26 protein-coding genes are annotated in these 22327 nt (G+C 39.6%); 14 read left to right on the top strand and 12 right to left on the bottom strand.

Annotation, left to right across the window (positions count from 1 at the left end; genetic code table 11):
- Window positions 1–2 precede the first annotated feature (2 nt).
- From OXIME_RS06760 to OXIME_RS06750, 3 genes are all read left to right on the top strand, one after another.
- Window positions 3–182 carry a hypothetical protein gene (locus OXIME_RS06760; RefSeq protein WP_393971086.1) on the top strand — a complete coding sequence of 60 codons (180 nt, stop codon included), beginning with the start codon at window positions 3–5 and terminating at the stop codon, window positions 180–182.
- Window positions 183–248: 66 nt separating this feature from the next.
- Entirely contained in the window at window positions 249–398 is a 150-nt protein-coding gene (locus OXIME_RS06755) for a hypothetical protein (RefSeq protein WP_393971085.1), read from the top strand.
- A gap of 733 nt (window positions 399–1131) precedes the next feature.
- The gene (locus tag OXIME_RS06750; protein WP_393971084.1) at window positions 1132–1302 is read left to right on the top strand and encodes a hypothetical protein; all 171 of its coding nucleotides are present in this window, start codon (window positions 1132–1134) and stop codon (window positions 1300–1302) included.
- Between the two features lie 964 nt (window positions 1303–2266).
- On the opposite strand, the gene OXIME_RS06745 is transcribed toward OXIME_RS06750, so the two are convergent.
- Window positions 2267–2779 (bottom strand): hypothetical protein, encoded by a 513-nt coding sequence (locus OXIME_RS06745; protein ID WP_393971083.1) that lies wholly within the window; start codon window positions 2777–2779, stop codon window positions 2267–2269.
- A 537-nt stretch (window positions 2780–3316) separates the two neighbouring features.
- On the opposite strand from OXIME_RS06745, the gene OXIME_RS06740 reads away from it, so the two are divergent.
- A complete protein-coding gene (locus OXIME_RS06740) occupies window positions 3317–4264 on the top strand; it encodes an ATP-binding cassette domain-containing protein (RefSeq protein WP_393971082.1) in 948 nt (315 codons plus the stop codon).
- Entirely contained in the window at window positions 4264–5037 is a 774-nt protein-coding gene (locus OXIME_RS06735) for an ABC transporter permease (protein ID WP_393971081.1), read from the top strand. The genes OXIME_RS06740 and OXIME_RS06735 overlap by 1 nt, the downstream gene beginning before the upstream one ends.
- A 488-nt stretch (window positions 5038–5525) precedes the next feature.
- Here the strand turns inward: OXIME_RS06735 and OXIME_RS06730 are convergent, their stop codons facing one another.
- Window positions 5526–7133, bottom strand: coding sequence for a gamma-glutamyltransferase family protein (locus OXIME_RS06730; RefSeq protein WP_393972261.1), 1608 nt, complete (start codon window positions 7131–7133; stop codon window positions 5526–5528).
- A gap of 243 nt (window positions 7134–7376) precedes the next feature.
- On the bottom strand, window positions 7377–7712 hold the full coding sequence (locus OXIME_RS06725; protein WP_393971080.1) for a winged helix-turn-helix transcriptional regulator: 336 nt from the start codon (window positions 7710–7712) through the stop codon (window positions 7377–7379).
- A gap of 133 nt (window positions 7713–7845) precedes the next feature.
- Between OXIME_RS06725 and OXIME_RS06720 the strand changes: the two genes are divergently transcribed.
- Entirely contained in the window at window positions 7846–8781 is a 936-nt protein-coding gene (locus OXIME_RS06720; protein ID WP_393972260.1) for a pirin family protein, read from the top strand.
- Window positions 8782–8794: 13 nt separating this feature from the next.
- Here the strand turns inward: OXIME_RS06720 and OXIME_RS06715 are convergent, their stop codons facing one another.
- Both OXIME_RS06715 and OXIME_RS06710 read right to left on the bottom strand, forming a co-directional pair.
- Window positions 8795–9631: a radical SAM protein gene (locus OXIME_RS06715; protein ID WP_393971079.1), complete on the bottom strand. Its 837-nt coding sequence runs from the start codon at window positions 9629–9631 to the stop codon at window positions 8795–8797.
- Window positions 9632–9636: 5 nt separating this feature from the next.
- Window positions 9637–10872: a hypothetical protein gene (locus tag OXIME_RS06710; RefSeq protein ID WP_393971078.1), complete on the bottom strand. Its 1236-nt coding sequence runs from the start codon at window positions 10870–10872 to the stop codon at window positions 9637–9639.
- 159 nt (window positions 10873–11031) lie between these two features.
- Between OXIME_RS06710 and OXIME_RS06705 the strand changes: the two genes are divergently transcribed.
- From OXIME_RS06705 to OXIME_RS06695, 3 genes are all read left to right on the top strand, one after another.
- Complete coding sequence (locus OXIME_RS06705) at window positions 11032–11478, top strand: hypothetical protein (protein WP_393971077.1); 447 nt, start codon at window positions 11032–11034, stop codon at window positions 11476–11478.
- A gap of 155 nt (window positions 11479–11633) precedes the next feature.
- The gene (locus tag OXIME_RS06700) at window positions 11634–12521 is read left to right on the top strand and encodes a hypothetical protein (protein WP_393971076.1); all 888 of its coding nucleotides are present in this window, start codon (window positions 11634–11636) and stop codon (window positions 12519–12521) included.
- Window positions 12515–13339: a hypothetical protein gene (locus OXIME_RS06695; protein ID WP_393971075.1), complete on the top strand. Its 825-nt coding sequence runs from the start codon at window positions 12515–12517 to the stop codon at window positions 13337–13339. The genes OXIME_RS06700 and OXIME_RS06695 overlap by 7 nt, the downstream gene beginning before the upstream one ends.
- Window positions 13340–13706: 367 nt before the next feature.
- On the opposite strand, the gene OXIME_RS06690 is transcribed toward OXIME_RS06695, so the two are convergent.
- The 5 genes from OXIME_RS06690 to OXIME_RS06670 form a co-directional block, all read right to left on the bottom strand.
- Window positions 13707–14606: an inorganic phosphate transporter gene (locus tag OXIME_RS06690; protein ID WP_393971074.1), complete on the bottom strand. Its 900-nt coding sequence runs from the start codon at window positions 14604–14606 to the stop codon at window positions 13707–13709.
- Complete coding sequence (locus OXIME_RS06685; protein ID WP_393971073.1) at window positions 14607–15290, bottom strand: DUF47 domain-containing protein; 684 nt, start codon at window positions 15288–15290, stop codon at window positions 14607–14609.
- 161 nt (window positions 15291–15451) lie between these two features.
- Entirely contained in the window at window positions 15452–16792 is a 1341-nt protein-coding gene (locus tag OXIME_RS06680; protein ID WP_393971072.1) for an MFS transporter, read from the bottom strand.
- A gap of 123 nt (window positions 16793–16915) precedes the next feature.
- Window positions 16916–17248 (bottom strand): winged helix-turn-helix transcriptional regulator, encoded by a 333-nt coding sequence (locus tag OXIME_RS06675; protein WP_393971071.1) that lies wholly within the window; start codon window positions 17246–17248, stop codon window positions 16916–16918.
- 270 nt (window positions 17249–17518) lie between these two features.
- Window positions 17519–18070, bottom strand: coding sequence for a YceI family protein (locus tag OXIME_RS06670; protein ID WP_393971070.1), 552 nt, complete (start codon window positions 18068–18070; stop codon window positions 17519–17521).
- A 35-nt stretch (window positions 18071–18105) separates the two neighbouring features.
- On the opposite strand from OXIME_RS06670, the gene OXIME_RS06665 reads away from it, so the two are divergent.
- On the top strand, window positions 18106–18819 hold the full coding sequence (locus OXIME_RS06665) for a MarC family protein (protein ID WP_393971069.1): 714 nt from the start codon (window positions 18106–18108) through the stop codon (window positions 18817–18819).
- On the opposite strand, the gene OXIME_RS06660 is transcribed toward OXIME_RS06665, so the two are convergent.
- Complete coding sequence (locus OXIME_RS06660) at window positions 18803–19492, bottom strand: type I 3-dehydroquinate dehydratase (protein ID WP_393972259.1); 690 nt, start codon at window positions 19490–19492, stop codon at window positions 18803–18805. The genes OXIME_RS06665 and OXIME_RS06660 overlap by 17 nt on opposite strands.
- Window positions 19493–19623: 131 nt before the next feature.
- Here OXIME_RS06660 and OXIME_RS06655 point away from each other — a divergent pair, with 131 nt between their 5' ends.
- Genes OXIME_RS06655 through OXIME_RS06645 form a run of 3 tightly spaced genes read left to right on the top strand, consistent with a single transcriptional unit; the run spans window position 19624 to window position 21392 of the window.
- Complete coding sequence (locus OXIME_RS06655; RefSeq protein WP_393971068.1) at window positions 19624–20538, top strand: PhzF family phenazine biosynthesis protein; 915 nt, start codon at window positions 19624–19626, stop codon at window positions 20536–20538.
- Window positions 20539–20580: 42 nt separating this feature from the next.
- Complete coding sequence (locus tag OXIME_RS06650) at window positions 20581–21018, top strand: winged helix-turn-helix domain-containing protein (RefSeq protein ID WP_393971067.1); 438 nt, start codon at window positions 20581–20583, stop codon at window positions 21016–21018.
- Between the two features lie 50 nt (window positions 21019–21068).
- Window positions 21069–21392 (top strand): hypothetical protein, encoded by a 324-nt coding sequence (locus OXIME_RS06645; protein ID WP_393971066.1) that lies wholly within the window; start codon window positions 21069–21071, stop codon window positions 21390–21392.
- Here OXIME_RS06645 and thpR read toward each other — a convergent pair.
- Window positions 21380–21901 carry an RNA 2',3'-cyclic phosphodiesterase gene (thpR, locus tag OXIME_RS06640; RefSeq protein ID WP_393971065.1) on the bottom strand — a complete coding sequence of 174 codons (522 nt, stop codon included), beginning with the start codon at window positions 21899–21901 and terminating at the stop codon, window positions 21380–21382. The two genes, OXIME_RS06645 and thpR, sit on opposite strands and share 13 nt — an antisense overlap.
- A 42-nt stretch (window positions 21902–21943) precedes the next feature.
- Here thpR and gcvH point away from each other — a divergent pair, with 42 nt between their 5' ends.
- Entirely contained in the window at window positions 21944–22324 is a 381-nt protein-coding gene (gene gcvH / locus OXIME_RS06635) for a glycine cleavage system protein GcvH (protein ID WP_393971064.1), read from the top strand.
- Window positions 22325–22327: the final 3 nt, after the last annotated feature.

Genomic DNA, 22327 nt, shown 5'->3' with positions numbered 1-22327 from the left:
AAATGAACGGAGAAAGTAAAGTACCTTCTATCTTAGGACTGGTTGGTGGAATAATCTGGTTTCTGGTGAGCATAGCATTAGTGTTCACTGCTGCCGATATTGGTGGGTTTGCCTCTGGTGTTGGCTCATCCTCTGTACTACATGATGCAAACTCCACCAATTACCTCTCTGGTCCATTGTAGGTATAATTGGTGCAGCAATCTTTTTTTTCTTTAAGAATATTTATATCAATAATTGTATGGATTGTAATGCTTGTGGCTGCGTTTGGCATACTTCTTGGCGGTGTAGGTCTATTCTGTGGGCTTTCCTTCATACTGCTATTTATTGGGGGCTATACTCGACTTCATAAAGAAAAATGTGAAAACCCCAAAAGTTTTGGAAACAACATGAATGCTTGAATCATAAAGCTAACTATAGCACATTTTTCTCGCTTTTGAGATGCTCTCAGCACAAAAACCTTTGATTCGAATCCAATACAGACCCAGATGAGATATCCTTTTTGTGTTGCAAATATAATTTTTTAGACCGTTAAATCCATACTGTAGATGTAGGAATGTTTAAAATAGAAAATGACGACAATAAAAACCATATGATAATGTAATGTTTTATAGTATATCAGCAAAGAGATACTGTTTATATGATGACACAGAGAACATAAGGAAATATTCCAATCACAATCTTAAACATCTAAAGTATATAGACGGAAAGTATGTATGGTGTTTAATACTTACTAACAATTATGATAATTGGGATAGTAAAATTGGGGTATCTCAGATCACCATAACTAAACCTTCTATCTTCAATAGTTTAGGAAAATTAAATATAACAACGAAATAGATAAGAGAATAAGACCATTCAACTTCATACTTGTGGGAAACGCTGTAAGCGATTTTATAACATGCTTATTTTATCCAAAATATATATATATATATCAGGCATCCTGTATCAAGAATTCATAGATTACAGGACGGGAACATATTCAAAGGATTTAGAATTGCCAGAAATGGCTTACTGGAAATTTTTTATAATGTTCTAAAAGAATACGTAAGGCATTCTGATAACAAGTCTAACTACATCGATAACAGGGCTGTAAGGAATCACATAACACCGGATAGGATAAGATGCATCGGAATGGAATCTAATAACCTTGACGAATCCATGATATTTGGGATTTACGATTATTTGTATTTGGAATATGTAAATGATAAGAAACTCAAGGAATGGATATTGACCCTGAAACCTAGGGTTCTTAAGGATAAGGGAAGATCCAAAACAACTTTGTGGAAGGTAAAAAACTTATAAAGGAAGATAAACGTTTAAACTCGGAGATGAAAACTGTTAGAACTCTTATTCAAATTTATCAAACAAGAAATTTGTAATTATTTACACAAAACTTTCTATTTTTTTTCCATCTATATTTCTTGATAATTTTGTACTTCACTTCTCTCTAAACGCAATAGTATCAGGCCGTTTCACAAATTGTCAGGATGAAGAACGATGTTCAAAATTCACTTGCGAGTAACTCCAGCTTAGTTCCATGAAATCTCTGCCCTAACAGCCCTAATTGAAGCCCTGAATTTTTCCTTTCTAATTCACGATACTTTCCCATCTCAAACTTTGCATTTGGCATTCATTCTCTTCCGAGTTGGTTTTAAAATATATCCCTCTCTTCTCATGTCTATGAAACTTAGCCCTATTCCATCAGGACTTTCATCAAAACCATACATTTTCCCTTCTTTTGTAATAATTTCTTCAGATATTGTAACTTTTCCAGATTCATGAAAGTGAGATTGCTGTGTAGGTTCTCTTTTCCATTAACCTATCTGAATCATGTCTACCGCTTATACTCACTTTTCGCATCTTATCAATTCTATATTCACCCATATCATCCCTCTCAAAAAGATAATTCGAAAGGAGATTGATGGAAGATGAGGAATTCAGAAAGGAATTCCTAAAAGAGAGAAAAAGAAAGTCAAAAATCAAAATTGAAAAAAGAGGTTAAAGGGAAATTTTTCATTGGAAAACGGAATCTATGTCTAATATCGATAGGGAGGGGTAATAACAGATCAATCCTTTTCCATCAGAGAATGGTGTAATAAAGATCATAAATCGGGAATTAGCTGATATAAAGGGGAAATAATCTCTAAAACAATAAGGGATATCACGGACGCTATGGCGATATGATATGCCCGTTTTAAGAGAAGTTATCCCTGCATAAGTATACAGGTTCTGAAACACAATGTTTTATGGAGGTTCAGTGAAATTTTCATAACTTTTCTGTTAAATTGGTTACAGGGGTTAATGTTTGGTTAGAGATATTGAGATTTCTAGCAATTTCGAAACTAAACAGAAGATTAACTGTAGTTCCTCCTGTAAGGTTCAAATCCAAGCTGTTTTTGGTATAATTTGGGGTAAGAGTCACTTTTTTATATACTCCTGAAACCTCAATATAAGCAGAAGAGAGATAAAGCTTGAAGTATGTATAGGTATGGTGAGGTAGACTAATTTCAGCTATGATTCCCGGATGTGAAAAATTATCAAGGTACAGGTCAGTTGTCTTGTCTACTGAGTGATTTGACCACATATATCCATTGTATACGCCTATATCAGACACTGTGATGTATATATTACTAACATTTGGGGCCTCATCGGATGCAATGTAAAAATCTATTTTACCAAAAGTTTTACTTTCATAATTTCTGTAAATCAGAACTCCTGCTGCTGAAATAACTATTATTATTGATAAGATGATTGAGATTACTTTGAAACTGAATTGCATTTTTAAGTAAATGCAAATTTAACTAATTAACCTTTCAAACTAAAGATCACAATCTAAGAACTGACAATAATTCATTAAAAAATTCTGTAAGAGATGAATATAAGATGATAATCACCTAATCCAGATCTGAAACCTCTTCTGACCACGGACTGCGTAACTTCAATGAAGTTTTTCCTCTTATTTTCCTCTTAATTTTTATATGAAATAACAGGATACGACTTTGGTTTCAACTACCTTAGTCTCATATATAACTTTAAAGATCTACTCAGTGTTGAAGAATTCTTCTCAAATTCAAGTTTGCATCCTGACGATTGCAATTTGGCTTTCCGGAATTCTCGCGGCAAAGCATAAATTTTTCCAGCATCGTCTAATCACAAAGAATCTAGGGGTGGAAGTCTAATGTTCTGTTAATATCCGGTATTCATCATTTATGAACCTTTACCCTCATAACAATGCATCTGCAAAGAAATATAAAACAAAGAACTGTACTTTTACAACATCTCTAAAATTTCTTATACATCACTATAATGCGGTCTGATGAAAAGCGACTTTGCGATTTACACAAAGGATCTGGTTAAGGTATATGATGGTGGAAAAGTTGCTGTTGATAAACTTAACCTTGGAATTAATTATAATGAAATTTACGGGTTTCTGGGAAAGAATGGGGCCGGTAAATCAACCACCATTAAAATACTCACTACACTTATGAATCCAACATCGGGCGAAGCACAAGTTCTGGGAATGGATGTAAGAAAAAAGGCAAACGCAATAAGAAAGCGAATAGGTGTGGTCCAGCAGGACGAATCCTTCGACTTCACAACAGTTGAAAACAACCTCAAGGTATATTCAATGCTGTGGGAAGTGGACGGGGAAACTGCGAAGACAAGGATAAACGAGATGATGGACCTTTTCGACCTTGAGGAGGTGAGAAAAAAGAGAGCTTTCGAGATATCCGGAGGACAGAAAAAGCGGTTACAGGTTGCAAGGGAATTTCTTCATGACATGGATCTTGTCTTTCTGGACGAACCTACAGTTGGAATGGATCCGGAAATGAGGAGAAGAGTCCTTGACTATATCACTCACAGAGCACGAGGAGGGCTCACAGTATTATTCACAACGCAGATACTGGAAGAGGCAGATTACATATGTGATCGGATAGGTATAATGGTTAATGGAAGTATAAGGGCCGAGGGGACTTCCAGCTTCCTCAAAGAAAAATTCGGAAAGCTCAAGGAGATTCATGTGAAGCTTTCAGGCAACAGCGATAAGGATCTAAAAAGAAAAGTAATTGACGAGCTTTCCTCCATAGAGGGAGTGGAGGAGGCAAGACTGGATGGTGATTCAGTTTTCGTGCTTGGATATGAAATACCCAAAAAAATTGCAAAAATAGCCATGGTTTTTGAGAGGCACGATCTTGGAATAGAATCTATGGAGAGTTCTGAACCTTCTCTGGACGATGTATTCCTTAAAGTGGTGAATTCCTGATGAAAGCTCCTGCATTCATAAGGCTGGCAATAAGGAATATAGTGGTCAACACAGATCCTGGTACAATATTCTTTATGCTTGGTCTCCCTGCATTTTATTTTCTTGTTCTCGGTACAATGTTTCAGAGTATAGTTCCTGGTGTACAAGTGAACGGAAGCCTAGTGAGTTACACCAAATTCCTTGCTCCCGGTATAGTTGGCATGCAAGCTCTCACAGCTGGAAATATTGGGGGTAGCATGCTCTGGTCTGATAGGAGATGGCATATGTTTGAGCAATTGATGGTTGGTCCCTTCAGGAGGCTGGACTATCTCCTGGGAATATTGGTAATTTCCACCGTTTTTACATTTGGGGGGAGTGCAATTATGCTAATTTTGGCTCATTTCGTCTCAGGGTCATTCATTCTAACAGTTCCATCTCTTGCTTTCACTTTTCTGGCCCTTATTCTTGGTTCATTTCTTTTCACTTCTCTATTTCTCATAATCGCAATTCTTGTCAGGACTCTTCAGACCTATAACGTACTGACAATCCTGATCTACTTCTTCCTTGATTTTGCAAGTACGGCTTTCTATCCCATAACAAATTCTACACCTGTTGTTCTGAGGTATATCTCAATGGTAAATCCCCTCAGTTACATTACGAATATTATCAGATCATCAATAGATTACGGATATGTGAACTCGATTCTCACAGAATCTCTGATTCTGTTTGCAATAACATTAGTCATAATGATCATCTCTCTGAGAATGTACAGCAGGTTGAAAACTGTTGCTTGATCCCAAAAGAGATGGGATCTCTCAATTTATTACATTGTGATGAGGATATAGGGCAATGAAATGAAAACACATTATCAATATTTCGTTCATTTTTATATTATATGCAATTCGTAATGCGAAAATGGCAAAATTAAAAGCATTATCCAGTTTGTAAATAGATAGTAATTAATTTTCCCTGCACTATTTCATTCCAGAACTAATAAAGTTCCTAAACTTTCGGAACAGCATTCCCTCATACAGTCAAGGCTTAAAGCGGCGGTTCAAGACATAGTCGTTGTTGATGGAATCATCATATTGGGAAAGCAGGTACTTATCAAATGGATCTTGATAATGTCAAAAAATGGAGACGCTTTCAACGGCATTCATGGAAACCTTAGTGTATGGAACGTTGTGGAATTCTTCAAAAAATAAACCGTTGAGTTTAATGATCCATTATTGTACTTAATAAAGACTTAGTTTTTATAAAATGATTTTACCAAAAGGCAAAATCAGAGAACGGGAATTGCCACGCCATCTCCTCTGGGATCAGAACCGCCCATAGTCGATCCTGAATCAGTAAGTGCAGTTATCTGTGCGTGTCCGGCCTGTGACGAATATCTCCCTATATTCTTTGTATTAAGGCCTGCAAACCTCTTCCCGGGAATCATTGAGGTCAGATCATTTTCGAATATCAGTGTATTTGGTTTTTCGTATATGCTTCCGGGAAAAGCCCATCTTGGCATGTCAAGTGAAAGCTGGGGATCAAGTCCACTGTCTATAAGGTTCATTATCATCTGGACATGTATTTGTGGCTGAATGTCACCACCCATAGTACCTAGTGAATACCTGAAATCCCCATCTTTCTCAACCATTGCAGCGCACAGTGTGTGAAAGGTTCTCTTTCCAGGTTTAAGGGAATTGTGGTGCGAATTGTCCAGGCTAAAATATGATCCGCGGTTTTGAAGAACGAATCCAAGAGATTTTGGCATTACGCCAGAACCAAATCCCATGTAGTTGCTCTGAATTATGGAAACGCTGTTTCCCTGGTAATCGCATATGGAAAAGTAAGTGGTGTCTCCGGAATCTCTGTTTTCTCCGTTGTTATTCTTTAGTTTTTCCTGGCTATGAAGGAGGTCTCCAGCATATCTCTTTGTTAGAAAATCTGCCGGAAGGCTTAGATGATCCGGGTCAGTAATGTGTCTATTTCTCCACTGGTATGAGATGATTCCCGCATTGATGACGTCTTCCAGGTCTATCTCACCGGAAGCCGGGTTTTCCTCCTCCATCTCTTTAATAATGTTTAACCAAAGAAGAACTGTTGCCCCCTGTGTGTTGGGATTTGTCTCATAGATTCTGTGTCCATGGTAATCTGTATGAAGAGGCTTTTCCTTTGTAACCCTATGCTTCTCAAGATCTTCATGGTCCATAACAACTCCTGTGCCTTCAAGCCCTTTGATGATTCTGTCGGCTAGATTTCCGTTGTAGAATGAGTCTGGACCGTCTCTTGAGATATCAGAAAGTGTTGCTGCAAGATCCTTCTGTCTAAAGATTTCTCCAGGAAGTGGTGTTCTTCCTCCAGGACGGAATATCCTGTTCCATTCCTGGAATTCTTTGGGTTCCCCATATATCCTAGAGGTTGTTTCAATTGATGATGAGTAGTTATGACTTATTGGGAATCCATTGCTTGCAAGGCTTATGGCCGGATGGAGAAGTTCACTGATCTCCATTGTGCCGAAATCTCTGTTTAGAGTTTTCCACATTGAGACAATTCCCGGAACTGTAAGGGCAGAATTAGGCCCCCGGCTGGGTAGATTCTTTATTCCCAGCCGCTGGAAGTGTTCAATACTTGTTCTGAAAAAAGATCTCCCACTTCCGTTGTAATCCACAATGTCCTTTCCCTCCATCCTCACAAGGGCAAACATATCCCCGCCCAATCCGCAGAGATTGTTCTGAGTAACACAAAGGGCTGCACTAGCAGCTATGGCAGCATCAACAACATTGCCACCTCTTTCCATAATCTTTGAACCAATAAGTGATGCCTGAAGGCTGGATGTGGCAGTTACACCCTTTAACGACATGGCATCAGGTCTTGTCCTGAAAATACTTTCTTTTAACATCAAACCAATATCAACAATACATATCATTATAAATTAATAAGGCTTTCAAATTACAGCATTAACCCTTCACGAAATAATCCATCAAAAATTGATTTCAATGCCCATTAATTTTCTTTCCATTCTTTTATAATTGCATGCATATGAATAATAATTCATGGGTGCTCTGACATCTTCTCAATAACAATGTCGGCAGTTTTAAGGTCAAATTATCTGCAGGCATAAAAATTACGATTGATAAATTTCTTATTTTTTATCTGTTATCCAGATTCTTCCCCAATTCCCGAGATCATTAACTATTGGCCTTAGAGCATTCCCCTTTTCAGTGATGGAATATCTCACCAGGAATGGCTGGGTTGAAATTATCTCCCTTTTTACTATACCTTTTCCTGCCAGGTCCTTAAGCACTGCCGAAAGAGTCCGCGAACTTATTCCTTTGGCATTTCGAAGAATCTCGTTGAAGCCCATGCTATTTTCAAGGAGATATCGGATAATTATAAAGTTCCATTCACCGCCTATTTCTCTTATTGCAGATACTATGGGGCAGGAATTTGGGTCTATGCCCATTTCATATTTTGTCATTGGTTCAGATCAGTACATGGAAGAAACATAGAGTATTTAAGTATACTTTTGATATCTAATTTACTAAGTATATCATAAATTGGAATGCGGATATAACATATTATCTGTACAAATTTTGATGTATTTTTGGAAAGTGGGTAAATTGAGTGAAGACAAAGTAAAAACAGTTGATAAAATTTTTATAGCAAACAGTACAATAGATGGTGCAGGAGTAAAGCTTAACAGAATATTTGGCAGTCATCTGTCTTCAAAAATTACAGATCCGTTTCTCCTCCTTGACAACTTTGGATCCGAAAATCCGGAGGAATATCTTGCGGGATTTCCATGGCATCCTCACAGAGGCATAGAAACAGTCACTTATATGATCCAGGGAAAGGCTTATCATGAGGACAGTGAAGGCAATAAAGGCATAATCCTTCCCAATGATCTTCAATGGATGACAGCAGGGAGCGGAATATTCCACCAGGAGATGCCAAAGCCAATAAGTATTGATGACCCGGAAGAGAAGTTAAGAGTTGTAGGAAATCCAAAAGGTCTGAAGGGGTTTCAGCTATGGATCAATCTTCCTGCAAGCAGGAAGATGACCAACCCCACATACAGGAGTATTGTCCAGAAAGATACTCCCGTTGTGGAAAATGGAGAGGGTTCAAAGGTCAAGATAATCTCTGGGAATTATATGAAAACGGAAGGGCCTTTCCAGGGAGGATATGGTCTTAACCCTGCTTATATGGATGTGAAGATGGAACCGGAGTCCGAGTTTAGTTACATCCCTGAAAAGGGCCATACATCCATCATATACGGTGTCGAAGGAAAAGCAACAACAGGCGGAACCCAGAGAGTACAGCTGAAAGAGGGCATGGCAGCGGTAATGTCGCGAGAGGGAGAGAGGATATCCATCATTACTGGATATACTAACTTCAGGTTTCTCCTCATGACAGGCAAGCCTCTCAATGAAGACATATACTGGTACGGGCCTATAGTTATGAACACAGAGGATGAGATAAAAGAGGCCCTTCTGGATCTGCAGAACAATAAATTTGTAAGGCAAAAGAATCCAATATTTCAATAATATTTATCAGGAGTCAGAAAAGAGTTCTGGTTATGTCAAGGTTCTGGAAGAACCATTCCTCGGATTCAAGATTGCACATCACATTTCTTTTACTGCACGCATCCCTAAACTCCTTGGAGAATTTTCTCCACCATCTGTTGTATTCCACATCTTTAACCTTAATCCCATTTTTTTCCAGCATTATATCGGGAGTTGTATAGCTGTTATATCTGTCAATTATTATCCGGGTTCCTGTGGATTCGGCTAACTCTATAATGGATGCATTATTCTCCTCCTCATCGTTAAAACCTCTTATTATGGGACCATAGAAGATCCATCTCCTGATATTTTCCTTGCTGGCTGTTTCTACTATCTTCATCCTCGCCCTGGGTCCAGGAGTAAGTGGCTCAATTTTCCTGGACAGTTTTCCATCCATAGTTGTTATCGTCGTCCCCACATCAGAAATGTTTGTATGTTCAGAGATTAGGTCGAAATCGCGGAGAACAAGAGAAGATTTAGTCTGCACAGATACACGAAAGCCATGGGTAAGAAGAACTCTCAGAGTTTCCCTGGCCAGCCTGTATTTTGTCTCAACAGGCTGGTATGGATCCGTTATGGTTGACATTCCCACAAGCCCGCGTTTTGATCTTTTAACCTCCATCTTAAGGATATCTATAAAATTCCTTTTAACATAGACAGTTTTTCCCCATTCCCTATCGCCTGGCCTTAAGGGGGTCATATCCATGGCATAGCAGTACAGACAACTGTGGGTGCACCCGCTGTAAGGATTGACGGCATACTTTAGCTCTTTCATTGAGGAGGGGGAGAGTGCAGTTCTGGTCCTGATTTCTTTAACAGCATAAGGAAACATAAGACTCACCCGAAACTGTAGAGATTGCTTTTCATTATGGCATATGATGGTGACTTTTCCACCCATCTGTTCAGGCCCGCATTGAAATTTGGTGCCAGATACTGGAGTGCAGCCTGGAAATTGTCGAATTTTGCCGGTTTCGTTTTGAACATCTCCCTGAGGTTCTCCCTGACATACCACACTCCTACTGGGAGGTGGAAACTTGGATATATTTCCCTCCAGAGCATAGCTGATCCACCTCTTCCCATGTCTGTAAATTTCTCTGTAACTGCAAGCCTGCTTGCATAATAACATCCTCCAATGCCGGGGTATGTGGATCTTCCACCATACCCTTCAGAATCTATCTCAACATGTGCCATATCCCCGAAAGCATTCCATGTGCTGCCGGGGAACCATGCCTCACCCCATTCAAATCTCCAGTTTGTGGGGCAGAGTATTGCTGTAAAAAGGTTCCCGTCTGTTTTTCTCCTGTATACATGAAATTCGTCAATCTGTGGCAAATCCTTTACCCTGGAAACAAGGTTGTCTGAAATATTCTTGTCAACGGCAGTTATGGACCATCTGGTGGGTACAAGCTTTCTGTTTGGCTTTTCACCAACAACTCCCATGCTGAGAACCTTGGAAATAGCCAGCACATCAACATTCTTTCTGTACATGTCCAGTATTGCACCACTTGCCTTCAGATCCGTGTCATAGTATGCCTTTTCAGCAGCCATATTAGGTCTCCCCGGGTCTATCCTCATTCTCTTTACGGGAGACCATGGTCCCATGGGAGTCGTGCTGTCGTCAAGTTCAAAGCTGCCTGCATTTATAGGTTTCTGAAATTCAATATATGTTTCAGCAGGAGTTTCACTCAGTGACATAACCTGAAGTTCTTGCAGAGTCCTGTCCGGATCTGAGGCATTTCCTGCCTTTATGGTCATGCCTCCTCGTATGAGGGAAAGTCTCATTGAAAGAAAATTCTCCATCTTCATGTTAAGCCACTCAGCAGGTTTCTCGTAGGATGAAGTATCCCCCTTCACAGGTGGTGACGATGGATATACCCTTACTGAAGGATATCCGTACCTCCCCACGAATATTGCCGGGGGGCTGTCTCCTACAAGTTCTGTTCCCTTGAAGTCGGTGACAAGAGTCCTTGCCATCCTGCCAACCTCTATGGGGCAATAAGTCAGTCCGCAGAGCATTTTTGTCCCTCTGCATCTTATGCACAATGACGGTGGAATCTTGACAAGTCTTGCCATTATAACATGAGTAATGGACAGTGAATAATTAATGTGACTATAGTATTGAAAAATGAGAAAAGGAGTTCATGGTGAATCAGTCCAGGAATTTAAAGTGTGAGATCAGTCCAATGGACTAAAGACTTAAGTGTTGAGATTTAATTCAAGAAATGATAGCAATTGGATATCGATGAAAATTCACTTTATGACCTGATGTCCCAGTTTCACACAATCGGAGACAGTGATTACGGAGGACTTGGATCCAGAGAAGAGGCGACCCTTGTGGGCTATATTTACGGCATATTCACCCACAGCAGAAACAGTGAGATAGAAATAGACAAGGAGGGAAGAAAGGTTTTCAGGTTCGGAAGGTTCTATTACGTTGTGTGGTTCGACGATTTCTCCCAGGAAGAGGACGAAACTGACGAAACAGAAGAAGAAAAAAGCGATATTTTTGAGGTTGAGCTGGAGAGCATTTATGATGAAGACGACGACGAAGATGAGGATGACGAGGAGGATCCGGATGATGAAGACGAACTTGATGAGGATACTCTTCTTCCCGTTGCCATTGACGGTCCATTCACCATTGACGAAATAAGGAATCTGGTAAAAAAAGGGATAATTTAAGTGGTTTCCTTAGATTTTTTAAGCTGCAGGACATTTTTCCGGCGTTTCAAATTTGACTTTTGAAAATACAGCTTTTTGCAACATTCATGGCTAAGATGGAAATCAGTTCTTAACTATTCTAAAAATAAATAAATCCATGAGACGTATAAGGAACAGTGGAAAGGGAGGAGTTCAGGGAAATACTTTTGCAGTCACTGGGTGGCATAAAGGGGGGAAAGACGGTAAGGCTGACTCTTGTCAGGTCACGAAACGATCTTCTTTTGAAAAAACTCAAGGAGATGCAGTATATAGATACCAGATCAATTCCATTTCAGAGCAACTACAGATTTATAGTCAGCTCTTTCACACATGGCCAGTACTCAAGGTTCAGATCAGATTACTGGGAGGACATGGATTTTCTCTCAGTTCCCTACGATGATTTTACCAGAATCCTCAATACAACTGAGAAATATGGTTTTGTCCTTCATGGGTTTTCCGCAATTGGGCAGGGAAGAATCCAGGAAGATTTTCCAATGTCTGAAAATGGAATCGCACTGAAAAACCTCAATCATTATCTGTCTATGGGGTATTACCCATATCTCCTGAAATTAAGGAAAGGCAAGGTTTCAATACAGATCCGGAAAGATTTTAACTTCTTTTTCAGGAGATCAGATGAGGAGTGCATTAATCTTATTTACGACACCGCAAACGGAATAATCAACAGGAGGGGGAAATTATTTGATGATCTCATCAGTCTGAAACTCTCCACAGACGCAGGAGGAAGACAGCTGGATCACATACCTTCATGCAGATACAAAAGAGTCTTGGGAATTGAGGATATGAAGATAAGGGAGATAGTGAGGTCTGTTTCAGGATCATTTTCAATATCTGAAGGAAAAAACGGAAGTATGATTCATTACTCAGCAGGAGAGGCTGAAAAATCTGAAGGGAAAATACTGATTGACAGAGACAATGTTACGGTGATCCCACACTGGAATTCAAGAATGGAAAGCTCTCTTAGGATCCTCGAGGCACTGAAAATGGGAGGTGCTGTAACATGGTGACACGAAAGCAGATGAGATCAAGGATAGACGAGTATGAAAATTCCCTTATGAGGCACAGAATCCTCTCTGCAGTCTTTTTTAACATTAAAAACGGGGAGGAGGGAAAAGGAAGGACACTCCTCAACATAGGCGGAAACCGCAACAGTTCGTGGTTATTCTACAGTTCTCAGACGCCTCAAGATAGAACAAACTCATACTTCATCTCTGTCACTGATTCCATTGATGTACAAATGGACTCACTTCAGATCAAATTGGTGGATCTGGAAAGAAAATATTCTCAAGTTAATTCCTTTAAGGCAGCGATTGATATCTCCGGCAGTGTACCAAAGGCAGATCATGATGGATGGGGCATATATTCCTATTTACCGGATAATGGAATCATGAAAAACCAAAACTATGGCACAGCAGGAAAAGAAATAGTTGCCATAATGGAAAAGGTAACAGAAAACATGGAGTGGAGCATATTTCCCTATCCTTACTTCAGGGAGGCCAACCCCATGATAAAGTTTCTAATGTTCAATGACAATTTCTTTCTCAGTGGAAAGTGGAAAATTGAGGCTATTCTGCAAAGGGCAGTATCTCTCTGCAGCCTGTTCTCCGCTGATAACACATGGGACCAGGTAAGGCTTGATATGTCCTCTGTTCTCACAACTGCCATTAGGTCTGGTGTATTGGCTAGCCACGGAGGCTTTGTTACAATGCCAAAATCGGAAAAGGTATTTACCAGAACATTTCTCAGCAGATATATGGATTATGAGGAAAGACTGGGAAAGACAACTCTATTCGACTTTGAATCACTCAAGGTAAATTACGGTTAACCTTGCAGATATCAATGCTATCCTACCAATACTCATACCACAATTTATGTTTTTGAAGTTAATTCTGCATATGAAAATGTGATGTATAAGTTAAAGTTTGCATGGATAACTGCATAAGTCCACTAAATAGGGGTATATGGGTATCATTAACAAAGAATGAGGTCCCCCTCTGCAAGGAAAGTTCTGATGTATGTATATGGTTGGCGACTTACCATAAAGCACATGCAAAACATATCATTCTTGAAATAGGCTTCAAACCAAAAGGGGAAAGGATGGAGTGCGTTGGGTTCCACCAACTAAGTTTAAGTATCAGACAGATGATAACTTTTAGTGGGATCTGTTAACATTGTTTATGGATTTCATAACCTTAAATTAAATACCCTAAAGTGAAACCTATCAGTGGGGAAATAACCCACATCATTACAACAGTAAGAAAAGGGGCTATGTTGAGAGCTTTGAATTTGTATGAAAGCCCGGTGCCAAAGACGCTTGAAGTAAGAGTCATTGTGTTTGACAGGGGGAGACCTATAAAAGTGGCCCCTTCAACCAGAACAGAGGATACCAGTAGCGAAACAAGTGCATTGCTGTATCGCATGAGATACATCTCCTGCCCAATCCTCTTCAGGACTCCTCTGCTCAAAAGAAATGAACCCACAAGAATCCCAATTGACATTGAAAGTATGACATAGATTGAAAAACCGGCAATGCTTCCTATGAATCCCATGGTGTTTGCCCCAAGTGTGAATGCAGTGGCAAAGGACACAACAATTAAAAGAATCTTTATGAAGGAAGCCGTTTTCCATATATCCTTGAAATTTTCCCTAACCATAAGGCGGTTAAGGTAGAAAGCAGCCATAACTGAAAGAACCGGAGCAAGCACCCAGGTGAGAATGATAAGATGCAGAAGTCCAGCGTTTTCATGAAATCCCACTTTCAGGGATATGCCGGCAGAAGCACCAACAAGTGCCATAATGAGAGAAAGGGGAGTCCTGGTGAATGCGGCAATTCCAAACACTATGGCGGCTATTAAAAACGCTTCAGTTATGAACACATTGTTATCGGGAAGTATTCCTGCAGCAGATCCCTGAAGGCTTTCCCCTTGGAGTATCAGGCCAAGAAAAAAACCCAAAGCACCTATTGACGTCCCTGTAAATCTGGATACAATCCTTGATCCAACAAGGGTTCCCACTGCAGCAGAGAGGTTGTTTCCGGCCACTAGGGCGGTAAGAATACCGGCAGTTAATATTACAAGAATTTCAAAATTCATTTACTTGGTCACTGAAGTTTCTATGTTCATTATAAGATCTGAAATATCTTCGCAGTCATCAAGGAGGTCATCAATCTTATGCACAACACCTATGACATGGGAAAACACAAGAAATGATATGCTGTCAGCATTCCTGTATAGTTCATCTATGAGGTCATCTTTCAGTTCATCTACATCCTCCTCCAATTTTTCAATGTTTTTCCTATGTGAAGTCAATTGAGCACTCTCTGCATTGAGGAATATAGATCTTACATCTTCAAGGGATTTCCTGCTGATTTCCAGCATTTTAATAAACACTGAATAACCTGTTTTAAGCATCTTTGTTGAATCGTCGTCCTTTCGGTTATGGTTCTTTCCCATTCTTCTTATTTCTCTGGATATGTAGTATGATTTGTCCAGAATATCGTCGCATGTCTCAACAAGATTTGCAAGATTGTCCATAAGATTCGAACTTATGGCACCACTTGTTATATCATGCTTTATCTCCATTGTAAGTATGTCTGCCTCCCTTTCTATGATTCTAACCTCGTTGTTCAATGCATCATAATCCACACGATCAATCTGCAGCATCTTTTCCAGGACTTCAACAGCTTTCTGGGCGTAATCAATGTATCCAGTCATTTTGAAAAGTACATTCTTTTCACCAACCATGAGGAGTTTTTTGAGGAAATTAGCATTAACCATTGACAGTCATTACCATCCTATATAAATAAATAAGGAGAAAATTTACAGATTGCCATCTATTTATGCCTGTTCAATTCAAATGGGTATAAATGAAATAGAATCAATATGATCTTTTCCATAAAATGTTAAAATATGTAAGCTGGTAAGTAAACTTTAAATCCTCATCTAGAAGCTGTGAGATCAGAAGAGATGCTTTCCAGTGACCTGTTTTTTGTCTCCTCCCCCAAAAACATCGTTATAAGAAAACCGACCAGACCTACAACAAATAGAAGCATTTCCATTGGGACAATTCCATAAAGTGTTAAGGTTATAGGGAACACCACAGCAGATATTATTGCTCCAACTCTACTGATAGCGGTTCCTGCTCCAAGGGCAGTGGTTCTGTGCCTGGTGGGGAAAAGTTCACTGGCAAATATCCCTGTGGTTTCACCTGTGCCTCCTGCGTTGGCAAAGTAAAATATTGCAAACATGGGGAACAACAATACTATTGATGGTGCACTCTTAACTATTATGGCATATATTCCAAGAACAAAAAGTGCTAAACCCTGCAGTAGAAATGTATAGGCCTGCCATTTTTTTCTCCCAAATATGTCTGCTGTAAAAACAAAAGCCAGTGTTCCAAATACTCCTATTATGTAGAGCATAAGGGTAAGTGTCAATGATCCAGCATGAGTTGAATATCCCAATTCCAGTAGCAGTACTGATGTATATATTCCTATTCCATAAAATATGAGATCGTTTAAGAACCACGAAACAAAAACAAAAACACTTCTCTTGGTATAGTTGGGAACAGCAACTAATCTCTCAGTTTCAGATGGATCATATTCATCTCTGGTTATTCCAAACTTTCTTTTAATTTCTGATATTTCCTTCACATCATTCTTTTCAGCGGCAAATCTGGGCGTCTCTTCAACATTTCGTCTCATAATAAGAACTATGATTGCAGGAATTGCCCCTGCGGCGAGCAGATATCTCCACGCTATGTCGCCGAACGGCAGAAACAACAGTCCAAGTGCAACAGCCACTGTACCTCCAATCCACCATGACATCAAACCGGTTCCAAGGAATTTCCCTCTTCCTTTCACAGGTGAATATTCTCCTATAATGGAAAGTGTCAGGGTATAGTCCGCTCCAATCGCCAATCCCAGGAGGGATCTAAAAATAATCAGTTCAGTGGCATTGGTGGATAACCCACTTAGTACGGCGAATACCGCAAAGATAAGCATATCCCACTGGTAGATTGTTTTCCTTCCCTTCAGGTCCGCTATAAATCCGAAAATAGCTCCTCCAAACAACTGCCCGACTATTGTAGAAACCCCTATCAGTGCTGAAATCACTGGAGTAAGTCCAAACAAAGGGCCGATGAAAATCAAAGCCGGACCTATAACTAGCAGATCATAGCCATCTAAAAAGTACCCCGCATCTGAAAGTGCAGTAATAAAATAATGGTATCGTCGAGGTTTTAGATTATCCATTTCTCTCAGAAAATTTTCCTCAGCCATAAACCTAGACCAGATATCTGCCCTTAAATTTTTTGTACATATAAACTATAGATACATTTAATCTGTAGATACATTTGTTAACTAAATTCAACTGAATATGGTATTTGGACTTACGCATATTCCCTAAATCTTCATGGAAGGAGCTTCAAGCCATTTCTCACTCCATTGCTTTATCTTAGAAACAACAGCTGCCAGATCCTCTCCTTTTTCCGTCAGCCTGTAACCATGCCCTTCTTTCCTGGAAACAGGTTCTATTATACCCATATCTGTGAATTCCTTCAGTACGTTTGAGAGGGTTCTTGTGCTTATACCGGGAAGACTCCATAGAAGTGAATTAAAAGTCCTGTTCCCCTCGAGAAGTCTGGACACTATTACAATTCTCCACGGCTTTCCCAGTATCTTCCAGGCTTTTGTCACAGGGCAATCTTCCATTTGGCTCATACCCAATATGTTCATGCCAATCCATCTTAATATTTTTTGGCTTTCTTGAACTGTACTCTTGATCTTTACCATATATTCAACCCAGTCAGGTAACTGTCAGAATTTAGGCATCAGCAGTTGTTGCAGAATTTACGAAAATTCCTATGGGGAAAATCAGCGATATATCCATTAAATGTATGCGGTGAAATTACCTTAACAAAAGGAATCAACGCATCCTGATAATTATGGGCAAATTCAGGAAATTTCCAAGAGGTCAGTAAAAAAAATTCTTTTGGAACTAAATTGCTATTTCTTTCTGACAGCTTCAATGTTTACGGAGATCTTTACTTTGTCTCCAACCATGACTCCACCAGTTTCCAGAGCACTGTTCCACTTCAGTCCCCACTGAGATCTGTCTATTGAACCTTCGGTACTGACTCCAAACCTTTCAAAGCCATATGGGTCTTTGATGGGTCCTTCAAGAGGCCCGGTGAGGGTAACTTCCTTTGTTACATCGCGGATGGTAAGATCGCCTGTTATCTCAAAATCTTCTTTGCCTTTCTTTTTTATCTTTTTGCTTACAAATTTCATTTCAGGATATTTTTCAACGTAAAAGAAGTCCTGCGACTTAAGGTGTTCATCTCTTTTGTCATCTCTTGTTGATACTGACCCCGTTTCTATTCTTATGTCTACCTTTGCATTTTCGAGATCAGTTGGTTCTCCAGTAAGGGTTCCCCTGATCTTTTCAAAAGTACCTTTTACTGTTGATATCATCATGTGTCTAACAGCAAAATCTGCCTGCGAATGAGATCCATCAAGATTCCACTGTGAAATTGTTTTTTCCTGTGCATTTTCCATAATGTAGAATTGATTTTGCTTATATTAACTTTACTTTGTACATTACAAAAGTAAAGGCAATTACAAAGAAACTTAATAATATTCAAGAAGTTATCCCAGAGGTAATGGCGGATCTACTCTCTCCCATTTTGTTCTACGTTACTGTTTTGACGACAGTTTTTGCAATTCTTAACCCCATAGGTGCCATTCCAACACTAATCGCCCTTACTGAAGGTTATACCTTAAAGGAAAGAGTTCGAGTTGTGGATCGGAGCGTTCTGGTTGCATCTGGAATGATTCTTGGCTTTATGCTGGTAGGTATATACGTTTTCCTTGTACTCGGAATAGATATTTCAGATTTTAAGGTTGCGGGGGGCATTCTTCTGTTCAAGGTAGCATTCGACATGCTTCAGGGGAAGACCTCCAACACAAAACTTACAGGTGCTGAACAGGAGGAGTCCATGGAAAAGGAGAGCATAGGAATTGTCCCTATTGGTACACCACTTCTTGCAGGTCCTGGAAGCATAACAACAGCTATAATTTTCTTCAATTCAAAAACCACCATAGTGTTAGACAGGTTAATGGTGGTACTTGCAATAATTACAGTGATGGTTATGTCCTATATAATTCTCCGGTTTTCTCTTCCCCTTTTTACAAGACTGGGAAGGACCGGATCGTTGATAATCTCCAGGATAATGGGGCTTCTTCTTGCTTCAATAGCCATAGAGTTTATAACAACCGGACTCATAGCAATCATCTCTTCTGCCTGAGACTCATGCAGGTATTGATCAGGGAACTCATCTCACGGTAGGTCAACTGGCCGGGAGCAGATTCAGCATCCAGTTTTGAATATGCAAAATCTGACACAAGGCAGGCCGATGCAACTCTGAGAATTTCGTTTCCTTTTCCCATAGGAATGAAAGATAAGGGGTTTTCAACTTTTTGCCTGAATCTGGATATTATGGCAAGATCTTCAGTGAAGCCTGTCAAATTTTCATAAAAGTTGGCAAGCTTGTAAGAATCTGCATTTGAATCCTCCATCATTCCTATAACGTTCTTCAGTACCCATTTCCCATCGCCATGGAAGGACAGTATGACTGGCACCCTACCAGTGAAATCTTCTATCAGATCCTTAAGGGCAATATCAAGATCCACCGCAAGTGCCCCGTTTTCAGCGGCCAAAATGTATTTCTCTCTGGCATCATCAATATCTTCAGTTCGGTATGTGAAGATAAATGGGGCCTCCCTGATCTTCATGTAACCAAGGATTTCATTTAAAGTTCTTATTTCATGATATGAAAAAAGATCAAATCTTATCTCAAAAATTCTTTCTCTTATATCCCGTAGTGGAGATATCTTCAGAAATAAATCATCAGGGGTTCCAGCGAATACCGAGGTTATGACTCTGCAGTTTCCATCCCTGGTAACAAATGGTTTATTCACCCTCAAAGATAAACCACTCCAACGGAAAGTTCCCTGTGAATATTGCAGGCAACCCTGCAGGAAATATGTTTCATCAATTCTTCCAGGTTATAATACAAAACAAATTTTAAACTTGTGGAAAATATACTTCTATGAAATCTCAGGAAAACATAGAAAACCATAATCTAAAGGAAAATTTAATGGATTTCACAATCGTTGATGTATTTGCAGAACGCCCATTTGAGGGCAATCAGCTTGCAGTTGTTAGGACCGATATTGATCTAACCACAGAACAGATGATGGCAGTCACGAGAGAATTTGGATTTTCAGAAACTACTTTCATTAGAAGAAATAATAATGTTAATCTTCCTATTCCAGTTAGGATTTTCGGTCTCGAAGGTGAGATGAAATTTGCAGGTCATCCTTCAATTGGAACAGCATCAGTCATTGCGAGGGGAAAAAATATCAAATCATTAACTCTTAAACTTGGAATCGGGGATAAATTGGTAAACATAGAGAATTCAGGAAAAGGTCAATTTTTTGAGATGGAACAGGGGAAACCGGAATTTATGGAAACCCACTCAAAAGAAGATATTTCCCAATCTATTGGCATAAATGCCGGGATCATTGATCCGGAACTGCCTGTTGAAACTGTATCCACAGGGAATACTTTTGTCATTGTACCCATAAGAAATCTCCAGGACCTTGCAGCACTCAAGATCACCAGTGACCGATCATGGCAATACCTGAAAGATCATGGTGCAATGCATTTTTACTTGGTTTCTCGTCAAACACTTTCCCCGTCTGCTGTTCTCCATGCAAGAATGATCTATGAAAAAGGGGAAGATCCTGCAACCGGATCCGCCGCAGGCCCAGCAGCGGCATACATGCTTAAACACGGAATCCTGAAAAGCATGAATTATGGATGGATAGAGCAGGGATTTGAAATAGGCAGACCAAGTATGATGAGAGTTAGAGGCCGTATTGCAGGAGATTCCATTGAGGGCATCAAAGTTGCAGGAAGATGTTTCCATATGGCAGAGGGTAAATTGTCATCTCCTTTCTGAAAATATCTTTATAAGATGTTAACCGTTATTCCAAATAGAAATATGTTTAAGATGACAATTGTTTCAACACCGAGCAGGATACTGGATGAAGATCTGGACAAGAATATTGCATATTTCCTGTCAGATATTGGATATATACCAAGACTGAAACCGTTTACGGATTTTGCCACAATCTCAAAGGCTGCATATTTCCGCCTTTTCAAGGATTGCTTTCTAATGAACCCACAGAGATACTGGACTGGAGATGAGCTGCTGGCATTTTTAAAAACAAGCAGAACAACACTTTACAGGCACATGAACAAGCTGAAATCTATGGATCTGTTGGAAGAGCTGCAGGAGGGAAAAACCAAGAAATACCGACTGAGATCCGGAGACCTTGTAAGAGCATGGAGCTGGGTTGAAGTAAACGTAAAAATGGCACTTGATAATTACGGCAAATCCGTCAGGCATATTGTGGAACTCACACAGTCCCGGCATTGAACTGATCAAGTTATTAATAAGAAACAACATTAAGGTAGAAGGGGGCAATAATGGCTAAAACTAATATTTCTTCCGTAATGGAGGCGCTTTTAACAATGGATGTAATAGAGATCAAGAAAGGTGGAAGCTACACAGTTATTTCAAATAGTGGAAAAGAGGAACCCATGAAGACCGAGGGGGAATTCATAGGATATACTCTTCTTGGTGAGGAAGGAGCCATATGTTTCAGAGTAAAGGGCGAAGACGGGAAGAAGTCAATACTCAGACTCATTCCTGTATCAGGTCTCATTGCAATTGAGTTCAGTGATGAGGAACTTTTAAAACCCAAGAAGAAGGATCATATGGACAGAGAAAAGATGACCTATATCAGCTGATTGCAGGCTATATCTTTGTACACAGGTCCGGACTCTGTCAGTGTACTTTTGTAAAGGCAGATTCTGGCGATTAAAACTTTCTTTTCCGGGATTTTTAGTTTATTTATGTCAGGCATAACAGCATTTTTCCCAAATCTACCAATGGTGACATGAGGGAGGAATTTTTTTGAACCGGATGCAAACTGAGGTAGAATTTCACTGATTGATCGGTATATCCCAATTATTTCAGGGTTATGGAGCAGTAGAACCAGTACCCTAGGACGTGATGCATCAGGGAATACAGTTATTCTAGAAAAACCGGATTCCACTCTCTTCAATGCCGGTTTTATGATAGATTCTGAAATGTCCACCGCTTTTTTCTCATCAATCTCACCCAGAAAGAGATATGTCAGATGAAGATTCTCTGTATTAGGTACCCTTAATGAGGGAAACATGGAGACCTGTTTCAAAAGGCTGTATATCTCACCGTCTATGGGTATAGGGGAAGCGATAAAACATCTCACAAGCATACCAACAGATTAAAGTTAAATAATCTTTTTTCATAACAGCTTATGTCTCATGTTCCAAATGATTTAAGATACACCAAGACTCATGAATGGATGAAGGCTGAAGGTACAACAGTAACTGTTGGGATAACAGATTTTGCGCAGAAACAGCTTACAGATATAGTTTACATAGATCTTCCCAAGGAAGGTACTTCAAAAAAAGAGGGGGAGGTTCTGCTCACAGTAGAGTCCGTCAAATCAGCAGAAGATGTTTTTACCCCCGTATCAGGCGAAATTGTAACTGTGAACAGCAGCCTTTCAGATAAGCCAGAACTCATAAACAAGGATTCATATTCAAACTGGATGGTTAAGATAAAAACAACTGAAAACATAGAAAGAAAAGGGTTGTCGCCTGATGAATACCGGAAATTCATAGGCGAAAACTGATAC

Origin of the sequence: Oxyplasma meridianum, from assembly GCF_038024865.1 — an archaeon.
Lineage (GTDB): Archaea > Thermoplasmatota > Thermoplasmata > Thermoplasmatales > Thermoplasmataceae > Oxyplasma > Oxyplasma meridianum.
This window is presented reverse-complemented; position numbering and strand designations above follow the sequence as displayed.

Bases quoted from the DNA above. Each gene is read 5' to 3' on its own strand.
- OXIME_RS06735 (WP_393971081.1), top strand. From the start codon at position 4,264: ATGAAAGCTCCTGCATTCATAAGGCTGGCAATAAGGAATATAGTGGTC.
- OXIME_RS06670 (WP_393971070.1), bottom strand. From the start codon at position 18,070: ATGGAAAATGCACAGGAAAAAACAATTTCACAGTGGAATCTTGATGGA.
- OXIME_RS06755 (WP_393971085.1), top strand. From the start codon at position 249: ATGCTTGTGGCTGCGTTTGGCATACTTCTTGGCGGTGTAGGTCTATTC.
- OXIME_RS06685 (WP_393971073.1), bottom strand. From the start codon at position 15,290: ATGGTTAATGCTAATTTCCTCAAAAAACTCCTCATGGTTGGTGAAAAG.
- OXIME_RS06645 (WP_393971066.1), top strand. From the start codon at position 21,069: ATGGCTAAAACTAATATTTCTTCCGTAATGGAGGCGCTTTTAACAATG.
- thpR (WP_393971065.1), bottom strand. From the start codon at position 21,901: ATGCTTGTGAGATGTTTTATCGCTTCCCCTATACCCATAGACGGTGAG.
- OXIME_RS06710 (WP_393971078.1), bottom strand. From the start codon at position 10,872: ATGGCAAGACTTGTCAAGATTCCACCGTCATTGTGCATAAGATGCAGA.
- OXIME_RS06695 (WP_393971075.1), top strand. From the start codon at position 12,515: ATGGTGACACGAAAGCAGATGAGATCAAGGATAGACGAGTATGAAAAT.
- OXIME_RS06655 (WP_393971068.1), top strand. From the start codon at position 19,624: ATGAAATCTCAGGAAAACATAGAAAACCATAATCTAAAGGAAAATTTA.
- gcvH (WP_393971064.1), top strand. From the start codon at position 21,944: ATGTCTCATGTTCCAAATGATTTAAGATACACCAAGACTCATGAATGG.
- OXIME_RS06680 (WP_393971072.1), bottom strand. From the start codon at position 16,792: ATGGCTGAGGAAAATTTTCTGAGAGAAATGGATAATCTAAAACCTCGA.
- OXIME_RS06740 (WP_393971082.1), top strand. From the start codon at position 3,317: ATGAAAAGCGACTTTGCGATTTACACAAAGGATCTGGTTAAGGTATAT.
- OXIME_RS06650 (WP_393971067.1), top strand. From the start codon at position 20,581: ATGTTTAAGATGACAATTGTTTCAACACCGAGCAGGATACTGGATGAA.
- OXIME_RS06725 (WP_393971080.1), bottom strand. From the start codon at position 7,712: ATGACAAAATATGAAATGGGCATAGACCCAAATTCCTGCCCCATAGTA.
- OXIME_RS06745 (WP_393971083.1), bottom strand. From the start codon at position 2,779: ATGCAATTCAGTTTCAAAGTAATCTCAATCATCTTATCAATAATAATA.
- OXIME_RS06690 (WP_393971074.1), bottom strand. From the start codon at position 14,606: ATGAATTTTGAAATTCTTGTAATATTAACTGCCGGTATTCTTACCGCC.
- OXIME_RS06715 (WP_393971079.1), bottom strand. From the start codon at position 9,631: ATGTTTCCTTATGCTGTTAAAGAAATCAGGACCAGAACTGCACTCTCC.
- OXIME_RS06760 (WP_393971086.1), top strand. From the start codon at position 3: ATGAACGGAGAAAGTAAAGTACCTTCTATCTTAGGACTGGTTGGTGGA.
- OXIME_RS06675 (WP_393971071.1), bottom strand. From the start codon at position 17,248: ATGAACATATTGGGTATGAGCCAAATGGAAGATTGCCCTGTGACAAAA.
- OXIME_RS06730 (WP_393972261.1), bottom strand. From the start codon at position 7,133: ATGTTAAAAGAAAGTATTTTCAGGACAAGACCTGATGCCATGTCGTTA.
- OXIME_RS06750 (WP_393971084.1), top strand. From the start codon at position 1,132: ATGGAATCTAATAACCTTGACGAATCCATGATATTTGGGATTTACGAT.